Origin of the sequence: Luteipulveratus halotolerans, assembly GCF_001247745.1 — a bacterium.
Lineage (GTDB): Bacteria > Actinomycetota > Actinomycetes > Actinomycetales > Dermatophilaceae > Luteipulveratus > Luteipulveratus halotolerans.
Genome location: NZ_LAIR01000002.1, coordinates 2,026,185 through 2,045,833, shown reverse-complemented (window position 1 = coordinate 2,045,833; position 19,649 = coordinate 2,026,185). Strand labels below are relative to the sequence as shown.

General features: G+C 70.8%; 18 protein-coding genes. 10 read left to right on the top strand and 8 right to left on the bottom strand.

Annotated elements, in window-relative coordinates; all coding sequences use genetic code 11:
• From VV01_RS10345 to VV01_RS10335, 3 genes are read left to right on the top strand one after another with little or no spacing between them, the layout of a single operon-like run.
• Entirely contained in the window at positions 1 to 1,320 is a 1,320-nt protein-coding gene (locus VV01_RS10345) for a hemolysin family protein (RefSeq protein WP_050669810.1), read from the top strand.
• Complete coding sequence (gene era, locus VV01_RS10340) at positions 1,317 to 2,264, top strand: GTPase Era (RefSeq protein ID WP_050669809.1); 948 nt, start codon at positions 1,317 to 1,319, stop codon at positions 2,262 to 2,264. Before VV01_RS10345 ends, era begins: the two co-directional genes overlap by 4 nt.
• Positions 2,265 to 2,996 (top strand): class I SAM-dependent methyltransferase, encoded by a 732-nt coding sequence (locus tag VV01_RS10335; protein WP_050669808.1) that lies wholly within the window; start codon positions 2,265 to 2,267, stop codon positions 2,994 to 2,996.
• Between the two features lie 11 nt (positions 2,997 to 3,007).
• On the opposite strand, the gene VV01_RS10330 is transcribed toward VV01_RS10335, so the two are convergent.
• From VV01_RS10330 to VV01_RS10315, 4 genes are read right to left on the bottom strand one after another with little or no spacing between them, the layout of a single operon-like run.
• Positions 3,008 to 3,640, bottom strand: a complete 633-nt coding sequence (locus VV01_RS10330) for a DUF1345 domain-containing protein (protein ID WP_050669807.1) — start codon at positions 3,638 to 3,640, stop codon at positions 3,008 to 3,010.
• Positions 3,637 to 4,437 (bottom strand): family 1 encapsulin nanocompartment shell protein, encoded by an 801-nt coding sequence (locus VV01_RS10325; RefSeq protein WP_050669806.1) that lies wholly within the window; start codon positions 4,435 to 4,437, stop codon positions 3,637 to 3,639. The genes VV01_RS10330 and VV01_RS10325 overlap by 4 nt, the downstream gene beginning before the upstream one ends.
• A complete protein-coding gene (locus tag VV01_RS10320; protein WP_050669805.1) occupies positions 4,434 to 5,465 on the bottom strand; it encodes a Dyp-type peroxidase in 1,032 nt (343 codons plus the stop codon). The genes VV01_RS10325 and VV01_RS10320 overlap by 4 nt, the downstream gene beginning before the upstream one ends.
• Positions 5,466 to 5,491: 26 nt before the next feature.
• A complete protein-coding gene (locus tag VV01_RS10315; RefSeq protein WP_050671858.1) occupies positions 5,492 to 6,649 on the bottom strand; it encodes a M4 family metallopeptidase in 1,158 nt (385 codons plus the stop codon).
• Positions 6,650 to 6,890: 241 nt separating this feature from the next.
• Between VV01_RS10315 and VV01_RS10310 the strand changes: the two genes are divergently transcribed.
• From VV01_RS10310 to meaB, 5 genes are all read left to right on the top strand, one after another.
• Complete coding sequence (locus tag VV01_RS10310; RefSeq protein ID WP_050669804.1) at positions 6,891 to 7,313, top strand: hypothetical protein; 423 nt, start codon at positions 6,891 to 6,893, stop codon at positions 7,311 to 7,313.
• Between the two features lie 271 nt (positions 7,314 to 7,584).
• On the top strand, positions 7,585 to 9,351 hold the full coding sequence (gene leuA, locus VV01_RS10305; RefSeq protein WP_050669803.1) for a 2-isopropylmalate synthase: 1,767 nt from the start codon (positions 7,585 to 7,587) through the stop codon (positions 9,349 to 9,351).
• Between the two features lie 78 nt (positions 9,352 to 9,429).
• Positions 9,430 to 11,199, top strand: coding sequence for a methylmalonyl-CoA mutase family protein (locus VV01_RS10300; protein WP_050669802.1), 1,770 nt, complete (start codon positions 9,430 to 9,432; stop codon positions 11,197 to 11,199).
• On the top strand, positions 11,196 to 13,385 hold the full coding sequence (gene scpA, locus VV01_RS10295; protein ID WP_050669801.1) for a methylmalonyl-CoA mutase: 2,190 nt from the start codon (positions 11,196 to 11,198) through the stop codon (positions 13,383 to 13,385). The genes VV01_RS10300 and scpA overlap by 4 nt, the downstream gene beginning before the upstream one ends.
• Positions 13,382 to 14,374 carry a methylmalonyl Co-A mutase-associated GTPase MeaB gene (gene meaB / locus VV01_RS10290; RefSeq protein WP_050669800.1) on the top strand — a complete coding sequence of 331 codons (993 nt, stop codon included), beginning with the start codon at positions 13,382 to 13,384 and terminating at the stop codon, positions 14,372 to 14,374. The genes scpA and meaB overlap by 4 nt, the downstream gene beginning before the upstream one ends.
• A 3-nt stretch (positions 14,375 to 14,377) precedes the next feature.
• On the opposite strand, the gene VV01_RS10285 is transcribed toward meaB, so the two are convergent.
• The 3 genes from VV01_RS10285 to VV01_RS10275 all read right to left on the bottom strand — a co-directional run bounded on the left by VV01_RS10285 (position 14,378) and on the right by VV01_RS10275 (position 17,502).
• A complete protein-coding gene (locus VV01_RS10285) occupies positions 14,378 to 15,187 on the bottom strand; it encodes a maleylpyruvate isomerase family mycothiol-dependent enzyme (protein ID WP_050669799.1) in 810 nt (269 codons plus the stop codon).
• 71 nt (positions 15,188 to 15,258) lie between these two features.
• Entirely contained in the window at positions 15,259 to 15,906 is a 648-nt protein-coding gene (locus VV01_RS10280) for an alpha-ketoglutarate-dependent dioxygenase AlkB (RefSeq protein ID WP_050669798.1), read from the bottom strand.
• A gap of 27 nt (positions 15,907 to 15,933) precedes the next feature.
• Positions 15,934 to 17,502, bottom strand: a complete 1,569-nt coding sequence (locus VV01_RS10275; protein ID WP_050669797.1) for a phytoene desaturase family protein — start codon at positions 17,500 to 17,502, stop codon at positions 15,934 to 15,936.
• Between the two features lie 69 nt (positions 17,503 to 17,571).
• Between VV01_RS10275 and recO the strand changes: the two genes are divergently transcribed.
• Together recO and VV01_RS10265 are read left to right on the top strand one after the other, a co-directional pair.
• Positions 17,572 to 18,333, top strand: coding sequence for a DNA repair protein RecO (gene recO / locus VV01_RS10270; protein ID WP_050671857.1), 762 nt, complete (start codon positions 17,572 to 17,574; stop codon positions 18,331 to 18,333).
• A 35-nt stretch (positions 18,334 to 18,368) separates the two neighbouring features.
• Positions 18,369 to 19,142, top strand: coding sequence for an isoprenyl transferase (locus tag VV01_RS10265; RefSeq protein ID WP_082221219.1), 774 nt, complete (start codon positions 18,369 to 18,371; stop codon positions 19,140 to 19,142).
• A gap of 22 nt (positions 19,143 to 19,164) precedes the next feature.
• Here VV01_RS10265 and VV01_RS10260 read toward each other — a convergent pair whose 3' ends face one another.
• Positions 19,165 to 19,641, bottom strand: a complete 477-nt coding sequence (locus VV01_RS10260) for a nucleoside deaminase (protein ID WP_050669795.1) — start codon at positions 19,639 to 19,641, stop codon at positions 19,165 to 19,167.
• Positions 19,642 to 19,649 lie beyond the last annotated feature (8 nt).

Sequence of the window (19,649 nt, the reverse complement as noted above, 5' to 3'; positions counted from 1 at the left end):
ATGACCGGTCTGTGGATCGCCGCGCTCCTGAGCGTGGTCGTGGGGTTCGTGCTCGCGCTCATCGAGTCGGCGCTGTCCCGGCTCGGCCCGCACAGCGCGGACGACCTCGTCGACGAGGGGCGGCGCGGCGCGAGCACCCTGCAGGTCCTGCTGCACGACCGCGGCGCCGTCCTCATGGTGCTGACCTTCCTGCGCGTGCTCTCCGAGGCCACCGCAGCCGTCCTCGCGACCCTCGCCGTCGACCGTGTCGTCGACGGGTTCTGGGCGACGCTGCTGATCGCCATCGCGGTCATGGCGGTCATCTCGTTCGTGCTCGTCGGCGTCTCGCCGCGCACGCTCGGCCGCCAGCACGCCTCGACCGTCGCGCTCGCGAGCGCTCCGCTGGTGCGATGGCTGCGGACGGTGCTCGCTCCCGTCGTACGGCTCGTCGTCCTCCTCGGCAACGCCGTCACGCCCGGACGCGGCTACCGCGACGGGCCGTTCGAGTCCGAGGCCGAGCTGCGTGAGTTCGTCGACATGGCCCAGGAGTCGGAGCTCATCGAGGCCGACGAGCGCAAGATGATCCACTCGGTGTTCGAGCTGGGTGACACGGTGGCGCGCGAGGTCATGGTGCCGCGCACGGACATGATCACGATCGACCGGTCCAAGACGTTGCGCCAGGCGATGGTGCTGTTCAGCCGGTCCGGGTTCTCCCGGCTGCCGGTGGTCGACGGCAGCCCCGACGAGGTCGACGGGCTGCTGTTCTTCAAGGACGTGTCACGCCGGGTCTTCACCGACCCCGACTCCGACGGGCTGCCGGTGCACGAGGCGATGCGCCCGATCGCCTACGTCCCCGACAGCAAGCCGGCCGACGACCTCCTGCGCCAGATGCAGGTCGAGCGACGGCACTTCGCGATCGTCATCGACGAGTACGGCGGCACCGCCGGACTGGTCACGATGGAGGACATCGTCGAGGAGATCGTCGGTGAGATCGACGACGAGTACGACCGCGCCACGCCCGGCGTCGAGGAGATGGACGACGGCCGCACCCGGGTGCCGGCACGCATGCACGTCGACGCGCTCGCCGAGCTGTTCGACGTCACCCTCGAGGACGACGACGTCGACACCGTCGGCGGTCTGCTCACCAAGCTCGTCGGCCGCGTCCCGATCCCGGGCGCGACCGGGAGCATCGCGGGCCTGCGCCTCACGGCGGAGCGCATGGCGGGTCGGCGACACCAGCTCGCGACGGTGGTCGTCGAGCGCGTGCCGGCGCAGGACGTGGACAATGAGCCCACCCCGGTGGGGGACCAGCCGGACGTGGGCGAGGAGAAGGTGCTGTGAGCAAGGACGAGCAGGAGTCGTACCCCGAGGTCGACGCTGACTTCAAGGCAGGGTTCGCCTGCCTGGTCGGCCGCCCCAACGCGGGCAAGTCGACCCTGACCAACGCGTTGGTGGGGCAGAAGGTCGCCATCACCTCGAGCAAGCCCCAGACCACCCGGCACACGATCCGCGGCATCACCAGCACCGAGCACGGCCAGCTGATCCTGGTCGACACCCCTGGTCTGCACAAGCCGCGCACCCTCCTCGGTGAGCGGCTCAACGACCTGGTCCGCGAGACGTTGCTCGAGGTCGACGTCATCGGCTTCTGCCTGCCTGCCGACCAGCGCATCGGTCCCGGTGACCAGTTCATCGCCGCCGAGCTGGCCGAGCTGCGCCGCGGACGCCGTCGCCCGGTCGTCGCGATCGCGACCAAGTCCGACGCGGTCGACCGGGACCGCCTCGCCGAGCACCTCGTCGCCATCGACGGGCTCGGCGAGTGGGACGACATCGTGCCGTGCTCGGCGACGCGTGGTGACCAGGTCGACACGGTCGCCGAGGTGCTCATGAGTCACCTGCCGACGTCGCCGCCGCTCTACCCCGAGGGCCAGCTCACCGACGAGCCCGAGGCGGTGATGATCGCTGAGCTCGTCCGCGAGGCCGCCCTCGAGGGGGTGCGCGACGAGCTGCCGCACAGCATCGCGGTCGTCGTCGAGGAGATGGTGCCCCGCGAGGACCGCCCGGCGGACAACCCGCTGCTCGACGTGCGGGTCAACGTGTTCGTCGAGCGCTCCAGCCAGAAGGCCATCATCATCGGCCGGGGCGGTTCGCGACTGCGCGAGGTCGGCACGACGGCCCGCAAGGGCATCGAGGCGCTGCTCGGGCAGCGGGTCTACCTCGACCTGCACGTCAAGATCGCCAAGGACTGGCAGCGCGACCCCAACCAGCTGAGCCGGCTGGGGTTCTAGATGAAGGACTACGAGGCCTGGTCGGAGTTCAGCGACATCCTGCGGCTGCCGCTGCAGGACAACGACTTCGTCCACGAGATCCCTTGGGACGCAGCAGCTTTCGACCCCGCGTTGCCGCTGATCGACATCGGTCCCGGCAGCGGCGTCACCACCGTGGCGCTCGCGGACCGCTACCCGGACGCAGAGGTGATCGCGGTCGAGCCTGACGGGATCATGCGGTCACTGCTGATGACGCGGCTGGCCGAGCGGGCGTCAGCGCGCGAGCGTACGACGGTGCTGCCGGAGTCGATCACCGACTGCTGGCTACCCGCGCAGTGCGGTGGGGCACTGCTGTTCAACGTCATCTACTTCCTCGGCGAGCGTGAGCGCGAGCTGTTCTGGTCACGGATGGCGCAGGTCCTGCCCGAAGGCGCGTCCGTGCTGATGAGCCGCTCGTACGGCGCAGGTGGCGGACAGGTCGAGCGCAAGCTGTCCAGCACGGCCACGGTCGGGCGGCACGAGTACCAGCGGTGGTTCGAGGCCGAGCAGCTCGGTGACGGGCGGGTGCGCACGAGCAACACCTACGTCGTGCTCCGCGAGGGCGAGGTCGTACGCGAAGAACGCACCCAGAACGTCATCGCCGGCCTGACCGAGGACCACGTGGTCGATGAGATCCCGGTCGGTCAGTTCGGCATCGAGGAGATCGACGAGCGCTTCCTGGCGATCCGGCGCCAGCCCGACATCCGCCGCTGAGACGACGTCCGTCAGCCGGTGACGATGCCGGCGACCAGATTGATGGTGGCCGCGAGCACCACGGTGCCGAAGACGTACGACAGCAGGCTGTGTCGCAGCACGACCGAGCGGATCCGGGTGGTCGAGACGTCGGTGTCGGAGACCTGGTAGGTCATGCCGAGGTTGTAGCTGAAGTACATGAAGTCGCGGTACGACGGCGGCTCGTCGTTGTTGAAGTCGATGCCACCGGGTGGGTCGGCGTAGAACAGATGCGCGTAGCGCGCGGTGTACATCAGGTGCAGCATGGCCCAGACCATGAAGACGCCGAGCAGCCTGAGCGCTGCCGCGGCGTCACGTGATGCGGAGTCGCCGAGGACGAGCAGGACCACGATGCCCACCAGGCTGCTCAGCGCAGCGCCGACGACCACGAGCTCCTCGAGCACGGGCCGGAAGTCCTCGCGTCGTGCGTTGGCCCGCGTCCGGGCGGCGCTCATCGGCCACAGGTAGCGGATGCCGGTCGTCACGAAAACCGTTGCCATCACGGCGATCCCGGCGAGGACGCCGAGCGGGGCACGCGTCGTCAGGGCGACCGCGACCCCGGCCACCAGGCCCACCCCGTCGGCGCCGCCCAACCTCAGCGGCGCCGACGGCGGTGATGCGGTCATGGTCCGGTGATGGCGACGCCGGCCTCGGGCGTGTTGACCAGGAAGGTGAACGACTCCTGCAGGTAGAGCTCGATCATGTCGGCGTCGTGCGACTGGTAGCCGATCGAGAGGTCCTGCCCGAGGTGCAACTCGTAGTCGCCACCACGCTGGGACACGAGCAGGGCGCCGTCGAGTGCGGGTGCCCAGATGATGTCGCCGTCGACGATGCGCGCCAGGTGGTCACGGATCGGGTAGCCGTGGTCGGTGGTCTCGGCGACGGCGGTGTAGAGCTCGGCGGACAGCAGGAGGCTGTAGGCGCCGCCGACACCGGCCAGGCGCAGTGTCGTGATCGCCTGCGCGACCGCTGCGGGGTAGTCGACGACCGAGCCGGGCAGGGCCACCGCGGCGTTGGAGCTGGCGGGCGCGATGCCCTCGATGCCCGTGGTCGACTCACCGTGCAGGACGACGCGGTCCTCGGCGGAGGCCATCTGGATCGCGGCGTCCGTCACCGGACCCCAGTCGGAGTCGCGCGAACCGCGCTCGACGTCGTCGACGGCCTGACGCGAGACGGTGAACGGCACGCGCAGCTCGATCACCGGACGCACCTCGCGCCGGCGGGCGAGCACGCCCTCGACCGGTGCGTCGAACGAGCTGACGTGTCCGGTGCCGAGTGCGCTGAAGTCCTGACCGGCAGGGTCGGGCATGTCGACGACGCGGCGGCCGGCGATGCGGCCGGTGAAGGACCGCCGTGCCTCGTCCTCGATCTCGTCCCAGGCCGCGGCAGAGATCGGGGCGAGCTCTCGGTGCAGGTTGTTCATGACAGGGCCTCCTGGGTGGCGCGGGGGTGCAGGCTTCCGATGCCGAGCGAGCCGTCGTCCGGTGCTGCTGCCGGCGACTCAGCGGATGCTGTGACCGCGGCGACGGGAGCGCTCGGCGGGTCTTCGAGGAACGCGACGGTGGGCACGAAGAACAGGCTGCCGGTGATCGCGGTCGAGAAGTCGAGGATGCGGTCGTAGGTGCCCGGTGGCCGGCCGATGAACATGTTGCGCAGCATCAGCTCGATCACCGCCGGATCGGCCGCGTAGCCGATGAAGTACGTACCGAACTCGGCGTCGCCGACGGACCCGAACGGCATGTTGTGCCGCACGATGTCGAGGTCGTTGCCGTCGTCGTCCTCGACGGTGTTGAGAGCGACGTGAGAGTTGACGGGCTTGACGTCGTCGGCGAGCTCGATGTCGTCGAGCTTGGTGCGACCGATGACACGCTCCTGCTCCTCGACCGAGATGGCGTCCCAGGCAGCCAGGTCGTGCAGGTACTTCTGGACCAGGACGTAGCTGCCGCCGGCGTACGCCGGGTCCTCGTCGCCGATCGTCACCGCGTCGACGGCGTCGTCACCCTCGGGGTTCTCGGTGCCGTCGACGAAACCGAGCAGGTCGCGGCGCTCGAAGTAGGCGAACCCGTGGACCTCGTCAACGACGTCGGCGTGCCCGGACAGGCGGCTCATGATCTGGCGGGCGAGCTCGAAGCACAGGTCGGCGCGACCCGCGCGCAGGTGGATCAGCAGGTCGCCGGGCGTCGACACGGCGCGATGCCTGTGGCCGGCGATCTCCTCGAACGGATGCAGACCTGCGGGCCGTGGCAGGTCGTACGTGCGGTCCCACAGCTCGGCGCCGATGCCGACGACCGTGCTGAGACCGTCGACCGGAGAACGGAATCCGACGGCGCGCGTGAGTCCGGGGATGTCGGCCAGCACCTCCCGAACGGCGGCCTCGGAGCCCTCGCGAACGGTGAGCACCAGGAACACCGCGGCCTGGGCCTGTGGTCTGAGCACCTGCTGGGTGACCAATGCACTGCCTCCTCGGTTGGACGGGCCTAGCCTCGCACGCGGGCGCGCTCGGGTGCGGGCCCGGGGGACACGCCGACAGCGCGCCACGCCGCCGTCACGGCGTCGAGCTCGGCGCTGGCCTCACCGAACCGGCTGCGGGCAGCCGTCAGGGTCGCGCCCGCGAAGGTGGCGAAGTCGGCGTCCTTGGGCAGGCCCCCACGGGTCAGGACGTCGAACCACACCTGGCCCGCCGCCTCCCAGGCGCGACCGCCGATCGCGGTCGCGGCGAGGTAGAACGCGTGGTTGGGGATGCCGGAGTTGATGTGCACCCCGCCGTTGTCGTGCTGCTCGTCGTGGGGCATCTCCTGGTAGTCGGCCATCGTCGCCGGCTGCGGGTCCTTGCCGAGGTGCGCGTCGTCGTACGCCGTGCCCGGGGCCTTCATCGAGCGCAGCGCGCTGCCGGAGACCTTGTCGGTGAACAGGGCGTCCCCGATCAGCCAGTCGGCCTCCTGCGCGGTCTGGTCGAGCACGCGCTGCTTGACCAACGACCCGAAGACGTCGGACACCGACTCGTTGAGCGCACCGGACTGGCCGACGTAGGTGAGCCCTGCGGTGAACTGCGTGAAGCCGTGCGTGAGCTCGTGCCCGATCACGTCGACGCTGTCGGTGAAGGAGTTGAAGTAGACCCCGTCGCCGTCGCCGAACACCATCTGCTCGCCGTCCCAGAACGCGTTGTCGAACTCGCGGTCGTAGTGCACGGACGCGACGAGCGGCAGGCCGGCGCCGTCGAGGGAGTCGCGCCCGAAGACGTCGGCGTAGAGCGCGAAGGTGTGACCGAGCCCGTCGTACGCCTCGTTGGCCGACTCGTCGACGACGGCGCTCTGCCCCTCGCCGCGGACGAGCCTGCCGGGCAGCGCGGTGCCGTGCCCGGCGTCGTGGACCGACCGCTTCGGTGCTGCCGCTGCGCCGGTTGCGGTCGTGGCAGGAGTACGACGGCGCGCGCGCTCGCGCAGCGCGTCCGGCAGCAAGCCGGTGCCGCCGAGACCGCCGGCCTCGCGCCCGGACCGGGCTGAGCGCACCTCACGACGGACGTGGATGTCGGACCCCAGCGCCAGCGCTCGCTCGGCGGCCCGGGCGGCACGCGGGTCGCCCACGGCGGCGATGCGGGCCAGGATGTGGGGCGGGACGATCAGGCAGCGGCTCATGGCCACACTCTGCCCGTCGCCACCGACGGCCCACGGCTGCCGCACGCGAGATTCTTTTGCGCCGACGCTCGGACGGCAGGGTTTGCTGCGGGATCTGTACGTGGCCGGCCAGCCGGCGTACACATGATGAGGGGCGCAGCGCTCACGTGCCCCACTGCCGACCTGGTGCCGCATCCCCAGGTCCACGGGGCCGGACTCATGCCGGCCGACTTCGTCTCCGCTGCGACACCAAGGATCTGTCATGCGTCGACTCGTGCTCGCATCCGCGTGCGCGCTCGGCATCGCCGTGACCGGAGCAGCTCCGGCCATGGCGGGGAGCCCGCACTTCATCAAGTCCGCCACCAGCGCGTCCGCGTCCGGTGACACGTTGACCGTCTCCGGCAAGGAGGCCGGTCTCGGCGATGAGGACCAGGTGCACATCGTCCTCAACGCCACCGCCCTGTGCATCAACAACGGGGGACATCACCCCAAGGCCGTCAACAAGGCCGACGTGACCGGTGCCGGGGACTTCCCGGTGCAGAACGCCAAGGCCGACTTCACGCTGTCGGCGACCGCCTCGTTCCAGCCCGACTGCAGTTCACCGATGACGGTGGCCTTCACCGGAATCACCGTGACCGACACGACCAACGGCATCAGCCTGAGCGTTCCCGGCACCTTGCCCTGATCGCACCCGACGGACCCGTGCCCGGCCCCCTGCGGGACGAGCACGGGTCTTGCGATGCGGACCAGATGATCGAGGTGTGGACGGCCGGGGAGTTGCGCTTTAGTCTGGCCGGGTGCTGACGGCGTACGGGCTTCTCCTCCTTCGCTGCCGCGGCGAGGTCTGACGCATCGGCCTCCCTCGCCGCGGAGTTGCTGCCTGCCGGCCGACCTGAGCAGCTGACGCTCATCCCGCGTCGCGCTCGTCACCCGCACACGACCCAGAGGCGAGAAGCATGATTCACCCCCAGCAGCCCACGTCCATGCCGATCGGCAAGTACGTCCCGTTCCACGAGCAGATCCAGGTCGACCTGCCCGACCGCACCTGGCCGGACCAGATCATCACCAAGGCCCCGCGCTGGTGCGCGGTCGACCTGCGCGACGGCAACCAGGCCCTCATCGACCCGATGAACTCCGAGCGCAAGCTGCGCATGTTCAAGCTCCTGTGCCGGATGGGCTACAAGGAGATCGAGGTCGGTTTTCCCTCGGCCAGCCAGACCGACTTCGACTTCGTGCGCGAGCTCATCGAGGGCGGGCACATCCCGGACGACGTCACGATCCAGGTGCTCACCCAGTGCCGTGACGCCCTGATCGAGCGCACCTACGACGCGATCCGAGGCTCCAAGCAGGCGATCGTGCACTTCTACAACTCCACGTCGGTGCTGCAGCGCCGGGTGGTGTTCGGGATGGACCAGGACGGCATCGTCGACATCGCGCTGCAGGCCGCGCGGCTGTGCAAGAAGCTCGAGGAGACCATCCCCGAGACCGACGTCTACTACGAGTACTCGCCGGAGTCGTACACCGGCACCGAGCTGGAGTTCGCGGTCCGCATCTGCAACGAGGTCATCGACGTCATCGACCCGACGCCGGACCACCCGATGATCGTCAACCTCCCGGCCACGGTCGAGATGGCCACCCCCAACGTCTACGCCGACTCGATCGAGTGGATGTCCAAGAATCTCCAGCGCCGCGAGTCGGTGGTGCTGTCCCTGCACCCCCACAACGACCGCGGCACCGGCGTGGCGGCGGCCGAGCTCGGCTACCAGGCCGGCGCCGACCGCATCGAGGGCTGCCTGTTCGGCAACGGTGAGCGCACCGGCAACGTCTGCCTGGTCACGCTGGGCGTCAACCTGTTCGGCCAGGGCATCGACCCGCAGATCGACTTCAGCGACATCGGCGAGGTGCGTCGCACGGTCGAGCACTGCAACCAGCTGCCCGTGCACGAGCGTCACCCGTACGGCGGTGACTTGGTCTTCACGGCCTTCTCCGGGTCCCACCAGGACGCGATCAAGAAGGGCTTCGACGACATGGCCCGTCAGTCGAAGGAGACCGGCAAGGACATCGACGAGCTCGTCTGGGGCGTCCCGTACCTGCCGATCGACCCGCACGACCTGGGCCGCTCGTACGAGGCGGTCGTCCGCGTCAACAGCCAGTCGGGCAAGGGCGGCGTCGCCTACCTGCTCAAGACCGAGCACCAGCTGGACCTGCCGCGCCGCCTGCAGGTCGAGTTCAGCGGTGTCGTGCAGCGGCGTACGGACACCCAGGGTGGCGAGGTCACGCCCGACCAGCTGTGGCAGGCGTTCGTCGACGAATATCTCCCCGGCACCGGTGACGGTGACACCGCGTGGGGTCGGTTCGCTCCGGTCACCCACTCGATCCAGAGCTCGGCCGACGGCCAGGACGTGATCATCGCGACCATGACCGACCGTGAGCAGGGCGGGGCCGAGGTCACGATCGAGGGCAAGGGCAACGGCCCCCTCGCGGCCTTCATCGACGCGCTGTCGACGCTCGACATCGACGTACGCGTCCTCGACTACGCCGAGCACGCGCTGTCCGGTGGTGAGGACGCCCGGGCCGCGGCCTACGTCGAGTGCGCCATCGGTGACCGGGTCCTGTGGGGCGTCGGTCGCCACAGCTCCATCGTCAAGGCCTCCCTCACCGCGATCCTGTCGGCCGTCAACCGCGCTCACCGTGACGACGACGCGGAGTCGCCGGCGACGTGAGCCGACCCGCGTCCCGGCGGGCCAGGCGTCGATGGACAGCCGGTCGGTGCCCGCGGTGCCGCCTCTAGGCTGGCCGTCATGATCGAGCTCGACGACAGCCCGCCGGGAGGTGGCCGCGACGCCTGGGAGCAGGCGGTCGCCGCTGTCCTCACGAAGATGAGGCGCGACGACACCCGCGCGGCGGCCCTCGACACGCGCACTCTCGACGGTGTCGAGGTGCCCGCCCTGGCGGCACCGCGAGATGACGACGGGGCCGCCGTCGGGGCCTTCCCCTATCGCCGTGGCGTCGCGACCGCGGACGAGGGGTGGGACGCGCGAGCGCTGGTGTCCGCGACCGCCCCCGACCCGGCGAGGGTGGCGCTCGACGAGCTCGAGAACGGCAGCACCTCGCTGTGGATCCGCGCTCAGGACGCAGCGTCGCTGGCCGTCGTCCTCGACGAGGTCCACCTCGACCTCGCACCCGTCGTCCTCGACGCCGTGGGCTGCCCGGCTGCTGACCTCGCGGCAGCGCTGGTCGAGCGGGCCCCGCAGTCCGGGCGTTCGCTGCACCCGCGCACCAACCTGGGTGCCGACGCCTTCGGTGCCGCGCTGCGTTCAGGTGCGCCCGCCGACCTCGACTCTCTCGCTCAGGTGGCGCGGGTGGCGGCGCAGGCCGGGGTGCGTGGCGTGACGGTCGATGCCACCGCCGCGTACGACGCGGGCAGCGGTGACGTCACGGAGATCGCCTTCGCGCTCGCGGCCGGTGTCGAGTCGTTGCGGGCACTCGACGAGGCCGGCATCGATGTGCGAGATGCGTTGGCGCTCATGGAGTTCCGGCTGTCGGTGTCGGACGACCAGTTCGTGTCGATCGCCAAGCTGCGGGCAGCTCGACAGCTCTGGGCGGCGGTCGCCCGCGAGTGCGGCGTCACCGACGACGCGGCGGTGATGCACCAGCACGCCGTGACGGCTCGTCCGATGCTGACGCGGTACGACCCGTGGACCAACCTGCTGCGTACGACGATCGCGGCGTTCGCTGCCGGTGTCGGCGGGGCCGAGTCGGTGACCGTGCTGCCGTTCGACCAGGCGCTCGGTGAGCCTGCGACGCTCGGCCGCCGGATGGCCCGCAACATCTCACGGCTGCTGGTCGAGGAGTCCCACCTCGGCGTCGTCGCCGACCCGGCTGGCGGCTCGTACGCCGTCGAGCAGCTCACCGACAACCTCGCCGAGGCCGCGTGGTCGGCGTTCCGAGAGGTCGAGCGAGCGGGTGGTCTGCGAAAGGCTTTGGAATCCGGGCTGATTCGCGATCGGATCGATCGTGAGCGTGACACTCGCGACGAGCAGGTCCGCACACGCCGAACGCCGCTGACGGGCGTCAGCGAGTTCCCGCTGGCCGACGAGTCGGTGCTCGACCGCGACCCTGCTCCGCTCGACCCGCAGGTGCACTCCTGGGCGCACGAGTTCGAGGCGTTGCGCGATGACCCGGCGCCGGTCCCGGTCGTGCTCGCCGCGATGGGCACGGTGGCCGAGCACACTGGGCGGGCCGGTTTCGCCACCAACGCTCTGACGGCCGGGGGAGTCCCCGTCCGCTCGACGGGCGCGACCGCGGAGCCCGGCGACGTCGTAGCCGCAGTGCACGAGTCACGTTCTCCCGTGGCGGTTCTCGCCGCATCGGACCAGCAGTACGACGAGCACGGTGCGGCTTACGTCGAGGCGCTTCGCGCCGCCGGTGTGCGGTGGGTCGTGCTCGCCGGACGACCCACCGACGAGCTGGGTGCACTCGTCGATGACCATGTCGCCGTCGGTGACGACATCGTGGCGAAGACGCGACGCATCCGAGCCGAGCTCGACCGCGCAGGAGGCGAGTCATGAGCATTCCCAAGTCTTTTGCTGATCTCGAGTGGACTCCGTCCACGGGCGCTGGGGCCGGCGGCGACACCACGGGTACGACCGAGGGTGGCTGGGAGTCTCCCGAAGGCATCACGGTGCGGCCGTCGTACGACGCCCGCGACCTCGACGGTCTCGACGCGCTCACCACCTACCCGGGGCAGCCCCCGTTCCTGCGTGGCCCGTACCCGGCGATGTACACCACGCAGCCGTGGACGGTCCGGCAGTACGCCGGCTTCTCCACCGCCGAGGAGTCCAACGCGTTCTACCGGCGCAACCTCGCGGCGGGTCAGAAGGGGCTGTCAGTCGCGTTCGACCTGGCGACCCACCGCGGCTACGACTCCGACCACCCGCGCGTGGCCGGCGACGTCGGCATGGCCGGTGTGGCGATCGACTCGATCCTCGACATGCGTCAGCTGTTCGACGGCATCCCGCTGGACCGCATGAGCGTCTCGATGACCATGAACGGCGCGGTGCTGCCGGTGCTCGCGCTCTACGTCGTGGCCGCCGAGGAGCAGGGGGTGAAGCCGGAGCAGCTCACGGGGACCATCCAGAACGACATCCTCAAGGAGTTCATGGTCCGCAACACCTACATCTACCCGCCGACGCCGTCGATGCGGATCATCTCCGACATCTTCGAGTTCACCGCTGCGCAGATGCCGCGCTTCAACTCGATCTCGATCTCCGGCTACCACATCCAGGAGGCCGGGGCGACGGCCGACCTCGAGCTGGCCTACACCCTCGCCGACGGCATGGAATACCTGCGGGCCGGCAAGGAGGCCGGGCTCGACATCGACGCGTTCGCACCCCGGTTGTCCTTCTTCTGGGCGATCGGCATGAACTTCTTCATGGAGGTCGCCAAGCTGCGCGCCGGACGAGCCCTGTGGGCCCGGGTGACCCGCGAGCTCGGTGCGACCAACCCCAAGTCGCGGTCGCTGCGGACGCACTCGCAGACCTCCGGCTGGTCGCTCACGGCGCAGGACCCGTTCAACAACGTCGCCCGCACGTGCATCGAGGCGATGGCGGCCACGCAGGGTCACACCCAGTCGCTGCACACCAACGCCCTCGACGAGGCCATCGCCCTGCCGACCGACTTCTCGGCCCGCATCGCCCGCAACACCCAGCTGGTGCTGCAGCACGAGAGCGACACGACGCAGATGATCGACCCGTGGGGTGGCTCCTACTACGTCGAGCGCCTGACGCACGAGCTCGCCGACCGCGCCTGGGCGCACATCCAGGAGGTCGAGCAGGCGGGGGGCATGGCCAAGGCGATCGAGGCCGGCATCCCCAAGATGCGCATCGAGGAGGCCGCCGCCCGCACGCAGGCGCGCATCGACTCCGGCGCGCAGGTCGTCGTCGGCGTCAACAAGTACCGCGTCGCCGAGGCCGACGAGATCGAGGTGCTCAAGGTCGACAACGCCTCGGTGCGCTCGCAGCAGATCGCCAAGCTCGAGCGGCTGCGACGTGAGCGCGACTCGGCGCAGGTGCAGTCCGCGCTCGACGCCCTGACGCGCGCCGCCGGCGAGTCCGCCCGCACACCAGGCGATCTCAGCGACAACCTGCTCGCCCGCGCCGTCGACGCGGCCCGCGCACATGCCACGGTCGGCGAGATCTCCGACGCCCTTGAGAAGGTCTACGGCCGCCACACGGCGACGATCCGTACGATCTCGGGTGTGTACCGCGACGAGGCCCGTGAGTCCGGCGGCGACGACACCATGCAGCAGGTGCTCGACGCCACGGACGCGTTCGCCGAGGCCGAGGGACGTCGGCCGCGCATCCTGGTCGCGAAGATGGGCCAGGACGGTCACGACCGCGGGCAGAAGGTGATCGTCACCGCGTTCGCCGACCTCGGCTTCGACGTCGACGTGGGCCCGCTGTTCGCGACGCCCGAGGAGGTCGCCCAGCAGGCGGTGGACAACGACGTGCACGTCGTCGGCGTCAACTCACTCGCGGCCGGTCACCTGACGCTCGTGCCCGCGCTGCGTGACGCGCTCGCCGCCGCCGGTCGTCCGGACATCATGGTCGTCGTGGGCGGCGTCATCCCACCCGCCGACGTGCCGGTGCTCAAGGAGATGGGCGCTGCCGCGGTGTTCCCGCCCGGCACGGTCATCGCCGAGTCGGCGCTGACACTGCTGCGCGACCTGTCCGCGGCCCACGGGCACGACGAGTGAGCCCGGCGCGGCCGATCGACGTCGAGGCGCTGGTCGACGGCGTACGCGCACGGGACCGGTCTCGGCTGTCACGCGCGATCACGCTGCTGGAGTCGACGCGCCCCGATCACCGCGCGGCTGCCCGTGACCTGCTCGCCGAGCTCGCCGCCGGGCCGACGGGCGGCACGGTCCGGCTCGGGATCTCGGGTACGCCGGGCGTGGGCAAGTCGACGTTCATCGAGGCGTTGGGCTCGCTGCTGGTCTCACGTGGTCTGCGCGTCGGTGTGCTCGCGGTCGACCCGTCCAGCACCCGCACGGGCGGGTCGGTGCTCGGCGACAAGACGCGCATGCCCGGGCTCGCCGCGCACGCCGATGCGTACGTCCGGCCGTCGCCGACGGCGGGCACGCTCGGGGGAGTGGCCCGCGCCACCGCTCAGACCATCCCGCTGCTGGAGGCCGCGGGCTACGACGTCGTGCTCGTCGAGACGGTCGGTGTGGGGCAGTCCGAGACCGCCGTCGCCGAGATGGTCGACACGTTCCTGCTGCTCGGTCTGGCCCGTTCGGGTGACCAGCTGCAGGGCATCAAGAAGGGCGTGCTCGAGATCGCCGACGTCATCGCGGTCAACAAGGCCGACGGTGAGTTCGTCGACCAGGCGACGGCGGCGGCCAAAGAGCTCGCCGGTGCGATCCGGCTGGTCTATCCGCGTGGAAGTCGTTGGGTACCACCGGTGCTCACGGTCTCGGGCCTGACCGGTGAGGGTATCGGCGGGGTCTGGGACAAGGTCATTGCGCAACGTGAGTCGTACGGCGAGGACGGCCTCGCAGCCAAGCGTGCTTGTCAGCAGTGGGAGCTCGCAGGTCTGCTGGTGCGCGACGAGCTCGCGCAGCGCTGGCGTACATCAGCCGGAGTACGCCGGGTCACGCCCGACCTGCGCTCGCAGGTGCTGTCCGGCGGCCTGTCCGCCGTCGCTGCCGCTGACCGGATGCTGGCGGCGTACGACGAGGACTGAGCCTCAGCTGATGCCGCGCTCGACGACCGCGTGCACAGCCGCGAGGGCGGCGGCGTTGCCGTCGGTCTCGACCTGCTCGGAAGTGGGGCGGCCCCACAGCCACAGGTCGAGATCGGTCGCCTTGGCGCTGATGGTGACGCCGGCCGGCCCGGTGGAGTCGGCCGCGCACTGGAAGCGGTAGTCGGTCACGGGCTCGCCGCCCCACGGCGGGGTGCCGGTGAACCGCCCGATCGCCACGACCCACTCCTGCCCGGTGTCGGTGGCCCGGAAGCGAGCGGTGTGCTCACCGACCGCGAACGTGCCCCACTCGGGGTGGCCGCCGTGCATGATGCGCAGCACCTCGTCGACGCCGTCAGCGGCGAGCTCGGTGTCGATCGGCGCGCGGTCGGTGCCCGCGGTCAGCTCGGCGTCGATGCGGTGGATGAGGGCCTCGTGGGCCTGGCGACGACGGATGTAGGCGACGTTGTGCAGAGCAGGGTCTGAGACCCACATCCAGCGAGGCTCGCTCGGGTCGGCGGCTGCCGCCGACTCGCACAGGTGCGGGCTCCAGCGGTCGAAGAAGCGCAGCAGGCCGGCGTGGTCGGTGGGCTTCTCGGGGTCGGGCAGGGCCTCGATCGCCTCAACCGTGCGCAGGTCCTCACTGAGGATCGAGCCCCAGAACCACTGCACCTCGCCGAGGTGCCACAGCAGGTCGTCGGTCTGCCAACCGGGGCAGCTCGGGACCTCCGCATCACGCGGCGCGAGACGGATCGCGTCGCTGAACCGGACGGACTCCCGAGCCAGGTGCTCCAGGTAGGGCAGCTCTTCAGTCATGGTCAGGCACCGTATCTGCCAGCCGAGCTCGGCACGAACCGGCGCGGCGACCGATCACCCACCGAGACCGCTCAGCGGACACCGCGAGGGCGCAGCTGGATGCTGATGCGCGGGCCGACGGGCTTGTTGGTCTTGGGGATCGCGTGCTCCCAGGTGCGTTGGCACGAACCGCCCATGACGACCAGGTCGCCGTGGCCGAGGACGAACCGCACGGACTCGCCGCCACCCTGCGGGCGCAGTGCGAGCGTGCGAGGTGAGCCGATCGAGATGATGGCCACCATCGTGTCGTGTGTGCTGCCCCGGCCCTCGCGGTCGCCGTGCCAGGCCACCGAGTCGCGCCCGTCGCGGTAGAGGCACATGCCGGCCGTGCGAAACGGCTCGCCGAGCTCGTTGGCGTAGTACGACGACAGCGCGTCGCGGGCCTGCTCGACGACAGGGTCGGGCCAGCGCTCGTGCTCGCCGTAGAACCGCAGCAGCCGGGGAGTGGCGACCTCGCGGTCGTACATCCACCGGCGCTCGCCGCGCCACTCGACACCGGCTGACCCCCCGAGGGTCAGCCGGGTGAACAGCTCGTCGGAGCCGGTGAGCCACCCGGGCCGCAGGTCGACCCAGGCGCCGCGGGTGAGCGGCGTACGGCGAACAGCACCAGCAAGCGGGCGCAGTCCCACGTCGTCGACCTGGTCGAGGAGTGAGCCCTGCAGGGCCGCCGGCTGGTGCATGCCGACGAGACTAGAACATGTGTTCGATCATGTCGAGGCCTCCAGCACGGCCCGCGCGGCGTGGTAGCCACCGAGCCCACTGACGCCGCCACCGCGCCGGCTGCCGGCGCCGCACAGCAGGACCCGGTCGTACGCCGTCGCCACGCCCCAGCGCTGCGCGGGAGTCGCGAGCGGCTCGTCGTCCTCGACGAACGGCCACGACAGCGGCCCGTGGAAGATGCTGCCGCCGGGCATCGCCAGGGTGCGCTCGAGGTCGAGCGTGGTCTTCGTCTCGACGCACGGCGAGCCGTCGGGACGACGCAGGACGACGTCGTCGACGGGTTCGGCGAGCACCGACGACAGCGAGTCGAGCACCGCGCGCTGCAGCTCGGCGCGCTGCTCGTCATGGCGGCCGGCGTCGATGAGGCGGTGCGGCGTCTGCAGCGAGAAGACCGTGAGCGTGTGCGCTCCGGACTCGCGCAGCGACGGCGACAGGATGGACGGGTCGGTGAGCGAGTGACAGTAGATCTCGGCCGGCATCGGCGACGGCACGTCTCCGGAAACCGCTGTGTTGTAAGCAGATTCGAGCTGCGAGTAGAGCTCGTTGATGTGGAAGGTACCGCCGAACGCCGCCGCCGGGTCGACACCGGACTCGCGCAGCCGAGGGAGTCGCGACAGGAGCAGGTTGACCTTGACCTGAGCGCCCTCCGCGGCCGGTGCAGTGGCCGGCGTACCCGTCAGGTCGGCGAGCACGCTCGGTGCGGCACCGCACAGCACGTATGCGCCGCGCACCTCGTGCGTGCCGTCACCGTCCTCGTACGACACGACCCCGTCCGCGTCGATCGAGGTGACCGCGGTGCCCGTACGCAGCTCGGCGCCGGCGGTGCGCGCCGCGCGCTCGAGGGCGCCGGACACCTCGCCCATGCCTCCTACGGGCACGTCCCACGCCCCGGTGCCGCCGCCGATCACGTGGTAGAGGAAGCAGATGTTCTGCTGGAGGTCCTCCTGGTGGGCGCGCGCGAACGTGCTGATCAGGCCGTCGGTGAGCGCGACCCCACGCACGAGGTCGTCGGTCAGGGACGACTCGATCACCTCACCCAGTGGCTGCTCGACGAGCTCGTGCCACAGCGCGTCGTCGCCGAGGCGGGCGCGCATCTGTGCACGTGTGAGCAGCGGCTCGGTCACGGTCGGCCAGATCGCCTCGGCGAGACGCCCGGTCCGCTCGGAGAACCGGGCGAACCCGGCCGCGTCCCGACCTGCGCCCACCGCCCGGAAGGACGCCTCGGTCGCGGCCAGGTCGCCGTTGTCGACGAGGAGGCCGACGTCGGAGCCGGGGCGCGGCGTGTACGACGCGTAGCGGCGGCGGCGCAGCGTCACGTCGAGCCCGAGGTCGTCCACGATCTGCTGGGGGAGCAGGCTCACCAGGTAGGAGTAGCGCGACAGACGCGCACCCATGCCCTCGAACGCCTCTGCCGAGACGGCTGCCCCACCGAGGTGGTCCTGCCGCTCCAGCAGCAGCACCGACCGCCCGGCCCGCGCCAGGTAGGCGGCCGCCGTCAGACCGTTGTGCCCGCCGCCCACGATGACGACGTCGTACGCGCGTGTGCCCGTTGCCATGGCGCCGAGAGTAGGCCGCGGCGCGTGTCAGGGGCGGCGGTGTCGGTGCGGTGGCGCAGAATGGTCGGGATGTCCCTCTACCGAGACGCCGCGATCGTGCTGCGCACCCACAAGCTGGGTGAGGCCGACCGCATCGTCACGCTCCTCGGCCGCAACAAGGGCAAGGTGCGTGCGGTCGCCAAGGGCGTGCGGCGCACGAAGTCGCGCTTCGGCGCACGCCTGGAGCCGGGCATGGTCGTCGATGTCCAGTGCTACGAGGGTCGCAACCTCGACACGGTCACGCAGGCCGAGTCGCTGGCACCGTACGGCGAGCACATCTCGCGCGACTACTCCGCCTGGACCGCCGCGACCGCGATGCTCGAGACGGCCGAGCGGCTCACCGAGGAGCGCGAGCCGATCCAGGCCCAGTTCACCCTGCTCGCCGGCGGGCTGAGCGCGCTCGCCGGCCAGCAGCACGACCCCGGCCTGGTGCTCGACTCCTACCTCGTGCGCGCGGTCGCGGTCGCCGGCTGGGCGCCGACGTTCGACGCGTGCGCCGGCTGCGGGTCGCCCGGGCCGCACCGCGGTTTCAACCTGGCCAGTGGCGGCGCGGTCTGCCCGCTGTGCCGGCCACCGGGCTCGGCGGCGCCACGGCCCGAGACGTTCGTGCTGCTCGCAGCACTGCTCGTCGGCGACTGGTCGGTCGCGGACGAGAGCGACGACCGGGCACGGCAGGAGGCCAGCGGTCTGGTCGCGGCCTACGTCCAGTGGCACCTGGAGCGCGGTGTGCGATCCTTGCGCCTCGTGGACCGCACCCAGCAGACCCCCGTCGCGCCCGGAGCCGGCCGGTGAGAGCACGTCGTACGCCGCCCGCACGCACGGAGGTCGTGTCGCCTCCGCCGCACCCGAGCGGCGCACAGCCGCCCGCGATCCCGGCCGACCTGGTGCCGCAGCACATCGCGATGGTCATGGACGGCAACGGCCGCTGGGCCAACCAGCGCGGACTGCCCCGCACCAAGGGTCACGAGGCCGGCGAGGCCCAGCTGATCGACGTGATCGCAGGGGCGATCGACCTCGGCGTACCCAACCTGTCGGCCTACATGTTCTCCACCGAGAACTGGAAGCGCTCACCCGATGAGGTCCGCTTCCTGATGGGCTTCAACCGCGACGTCATCCGCCGCCGGGTCGACCTGCTGCACTCCTGGAACGTCCGCTGCCGTTGGTCCGGCCAGCGGCCCCGGCTGTGGCGCTCGGTGCTGAGCGAGCTCCAGCGCGCCGAGGAGATGACCCGTGACAACACCGGTCTGACGCTGCAGATGTGCGTCAACTACGGCGGGCGCGCCGAGATCGCCCAGGCGACGCGACGCATCGCCGAGCAGGTGCAGGCCGGCAGGCTGCGGGCCGACAAGATCGACGAGCGCACCATCGCGCGCAACCTCACCTGGCCCGACATGCCCGACGTCGACCTGTTCGTCCGTTCGTCGGGGGAGCAGCGCACCAGCAACTTCCTGCTGTGGCAGTCGGCCTACGCGGAGATGGTCTTCCTCGACACGCTGTGGCCCGACTTCGACCGCCGTCACCTGTGGCAGGCCGTCGAGATCTACGCCGAGCGCGACCGGCGTTACGGCGGAGCCGTCGACCGGTCCGCACCCACCGGCTGACGCCCGCGCCAGCCGGAGCCCGTCAGCCCTGCTGGTGCGCCCGTACGTGCAGGGCGTGCACCTCGTCGTCCAGACCTGGCACCGGTCCCTCGACCGGGATGCCCGGTGCGATCTCGGCGATGGGCAGCGGTCGTACGGGCCCTGCCGGAGCGCCGAGCTCGCGACGCCAGGCGACCAGCTGTGCGGTCGAGCTCGCGAAGACGATGCGTCCGAGCCCCGCCCACGCGTGCGCAGCCGCGCACATCGGGCAGTGCTCGCCGGAGGTGTAGACCGTCGCCGCCGCTCGTGCGGGCGGCGACAGGTGGGCGGCCGCCCAGCGAGCGATCTCGAGCTCGGGGTGACGCGTGCCGTCACCGTCGCCCTCGCGGTTGTGGTCCTCCAGCAGCACGCTGCCGTCCTCGCCCACGAGGACGGACCCGAACGGCCCGTTGCCCTGCTCCAGGGCTTCGGCGGCGAGCTCGAGGCAACGGCGCAGGTGGCGCAGATCGGTGTCGTTCACGGGCGGTC

What these genes read in the sequence shown, in the direction of transcription:
- VV01_RS10345 (WP_050669810.1), top strand. Translation starts at nt 1, where the DNA reads ATGACCGGTCTGTGGATCGCCGCGCTCCTGAGCGTGGTCGTGGGGTTC.
- VV01_RS10335 (WP_050669808.1), top strand. Translation starts at nt 2,265, where the DNA reads ATGAAGGACTACGAGGCCTGGTCGGAGTTCAGCGACATCCTGCGGCTG.
- VV01_RS10330 (WP_050669807.1), bottom strand. Translation starts at nt 3,640, where the DNA reads ATGACCGCATCACCGCCGTCGGCGCCGCTGAGGTTGGGCGGCGCCGAC.
- VV01_RS10325 (WP_050669806.1), bottom strand. Translation starts at nt 4,437, where the DNA reads ATGAACAACCTGCACCGAGAGCTCGCCCCGATCTCTGCCGCGGCCTGG.
- VV01_RS10315 (WP_050671858.1), bottom strand. Translation starts at nt 6,649, where the DNA reads ATGAGCCGCTGCCTGATCGTCCCGCCCCACATCCTGGCCCGCATCGCC.
- VV01_RS10310 (WP_050669804.1), top strand. Translation starts at nt 6,891, where the DNA reads ATGCGTCGACTCGTGCTCGCATCCGCGTGCGCGCTCGGCATCGCCGTG.
- leuA (WP_050669803.1), top strand. Translation starts at nt 7,585, where the DNA reads ATGATTCACCCCCAGCAGCCCACGTCCATGCCGATCGGCAAGTACGTC.
- VV01_RS10300 (WP_050669802.1), top strand. Translation starts at nt 9,430, where the DNA reads ATGATCGAGCTCGACGACAGCCCGCCGGGAGGTGGCCGCGACGCCTGG.
- scpA (WP_050669801.1), top strand. Translation starts at nt 11,196, where the DNA reads ATGAGCATTCCCAAGTCTTTTGCTGATCTCGAGTGGACTCCGTCCACG.
- VV01_RS10285 (WP_050669799.1), bottom strand. Translation starts at nt 15,187, where the DNA reads ATGACTGAAGAGCTGCCCTACCTGGAGCACCTGGCTCGGGAGTCCGTC.
- VV01_RS10280 (WP_050669798.1), bottom strand. Translation starts at nt 15,906, where the DNA reads ATGCACCAGCCGGCGGCCCTGCAGGGCTCACTCCTCGACCAGGTCGAC.
- VV01_RS10275 (WP_050669797.1), bottom strand. Translation starts at nt 17,502, where the DNA reads ATGGCAACGGGCACACGCGCGTACGACGTCGTCATCGTGGGCGGCGGG.
- recO (WP_050671857.1), top strand. Translation starts at nt 17,572, where the DNA reads ATGTCCCTCTACCGAGACGCCGCGATCGTGCTGCGCACCCACAAGCTG.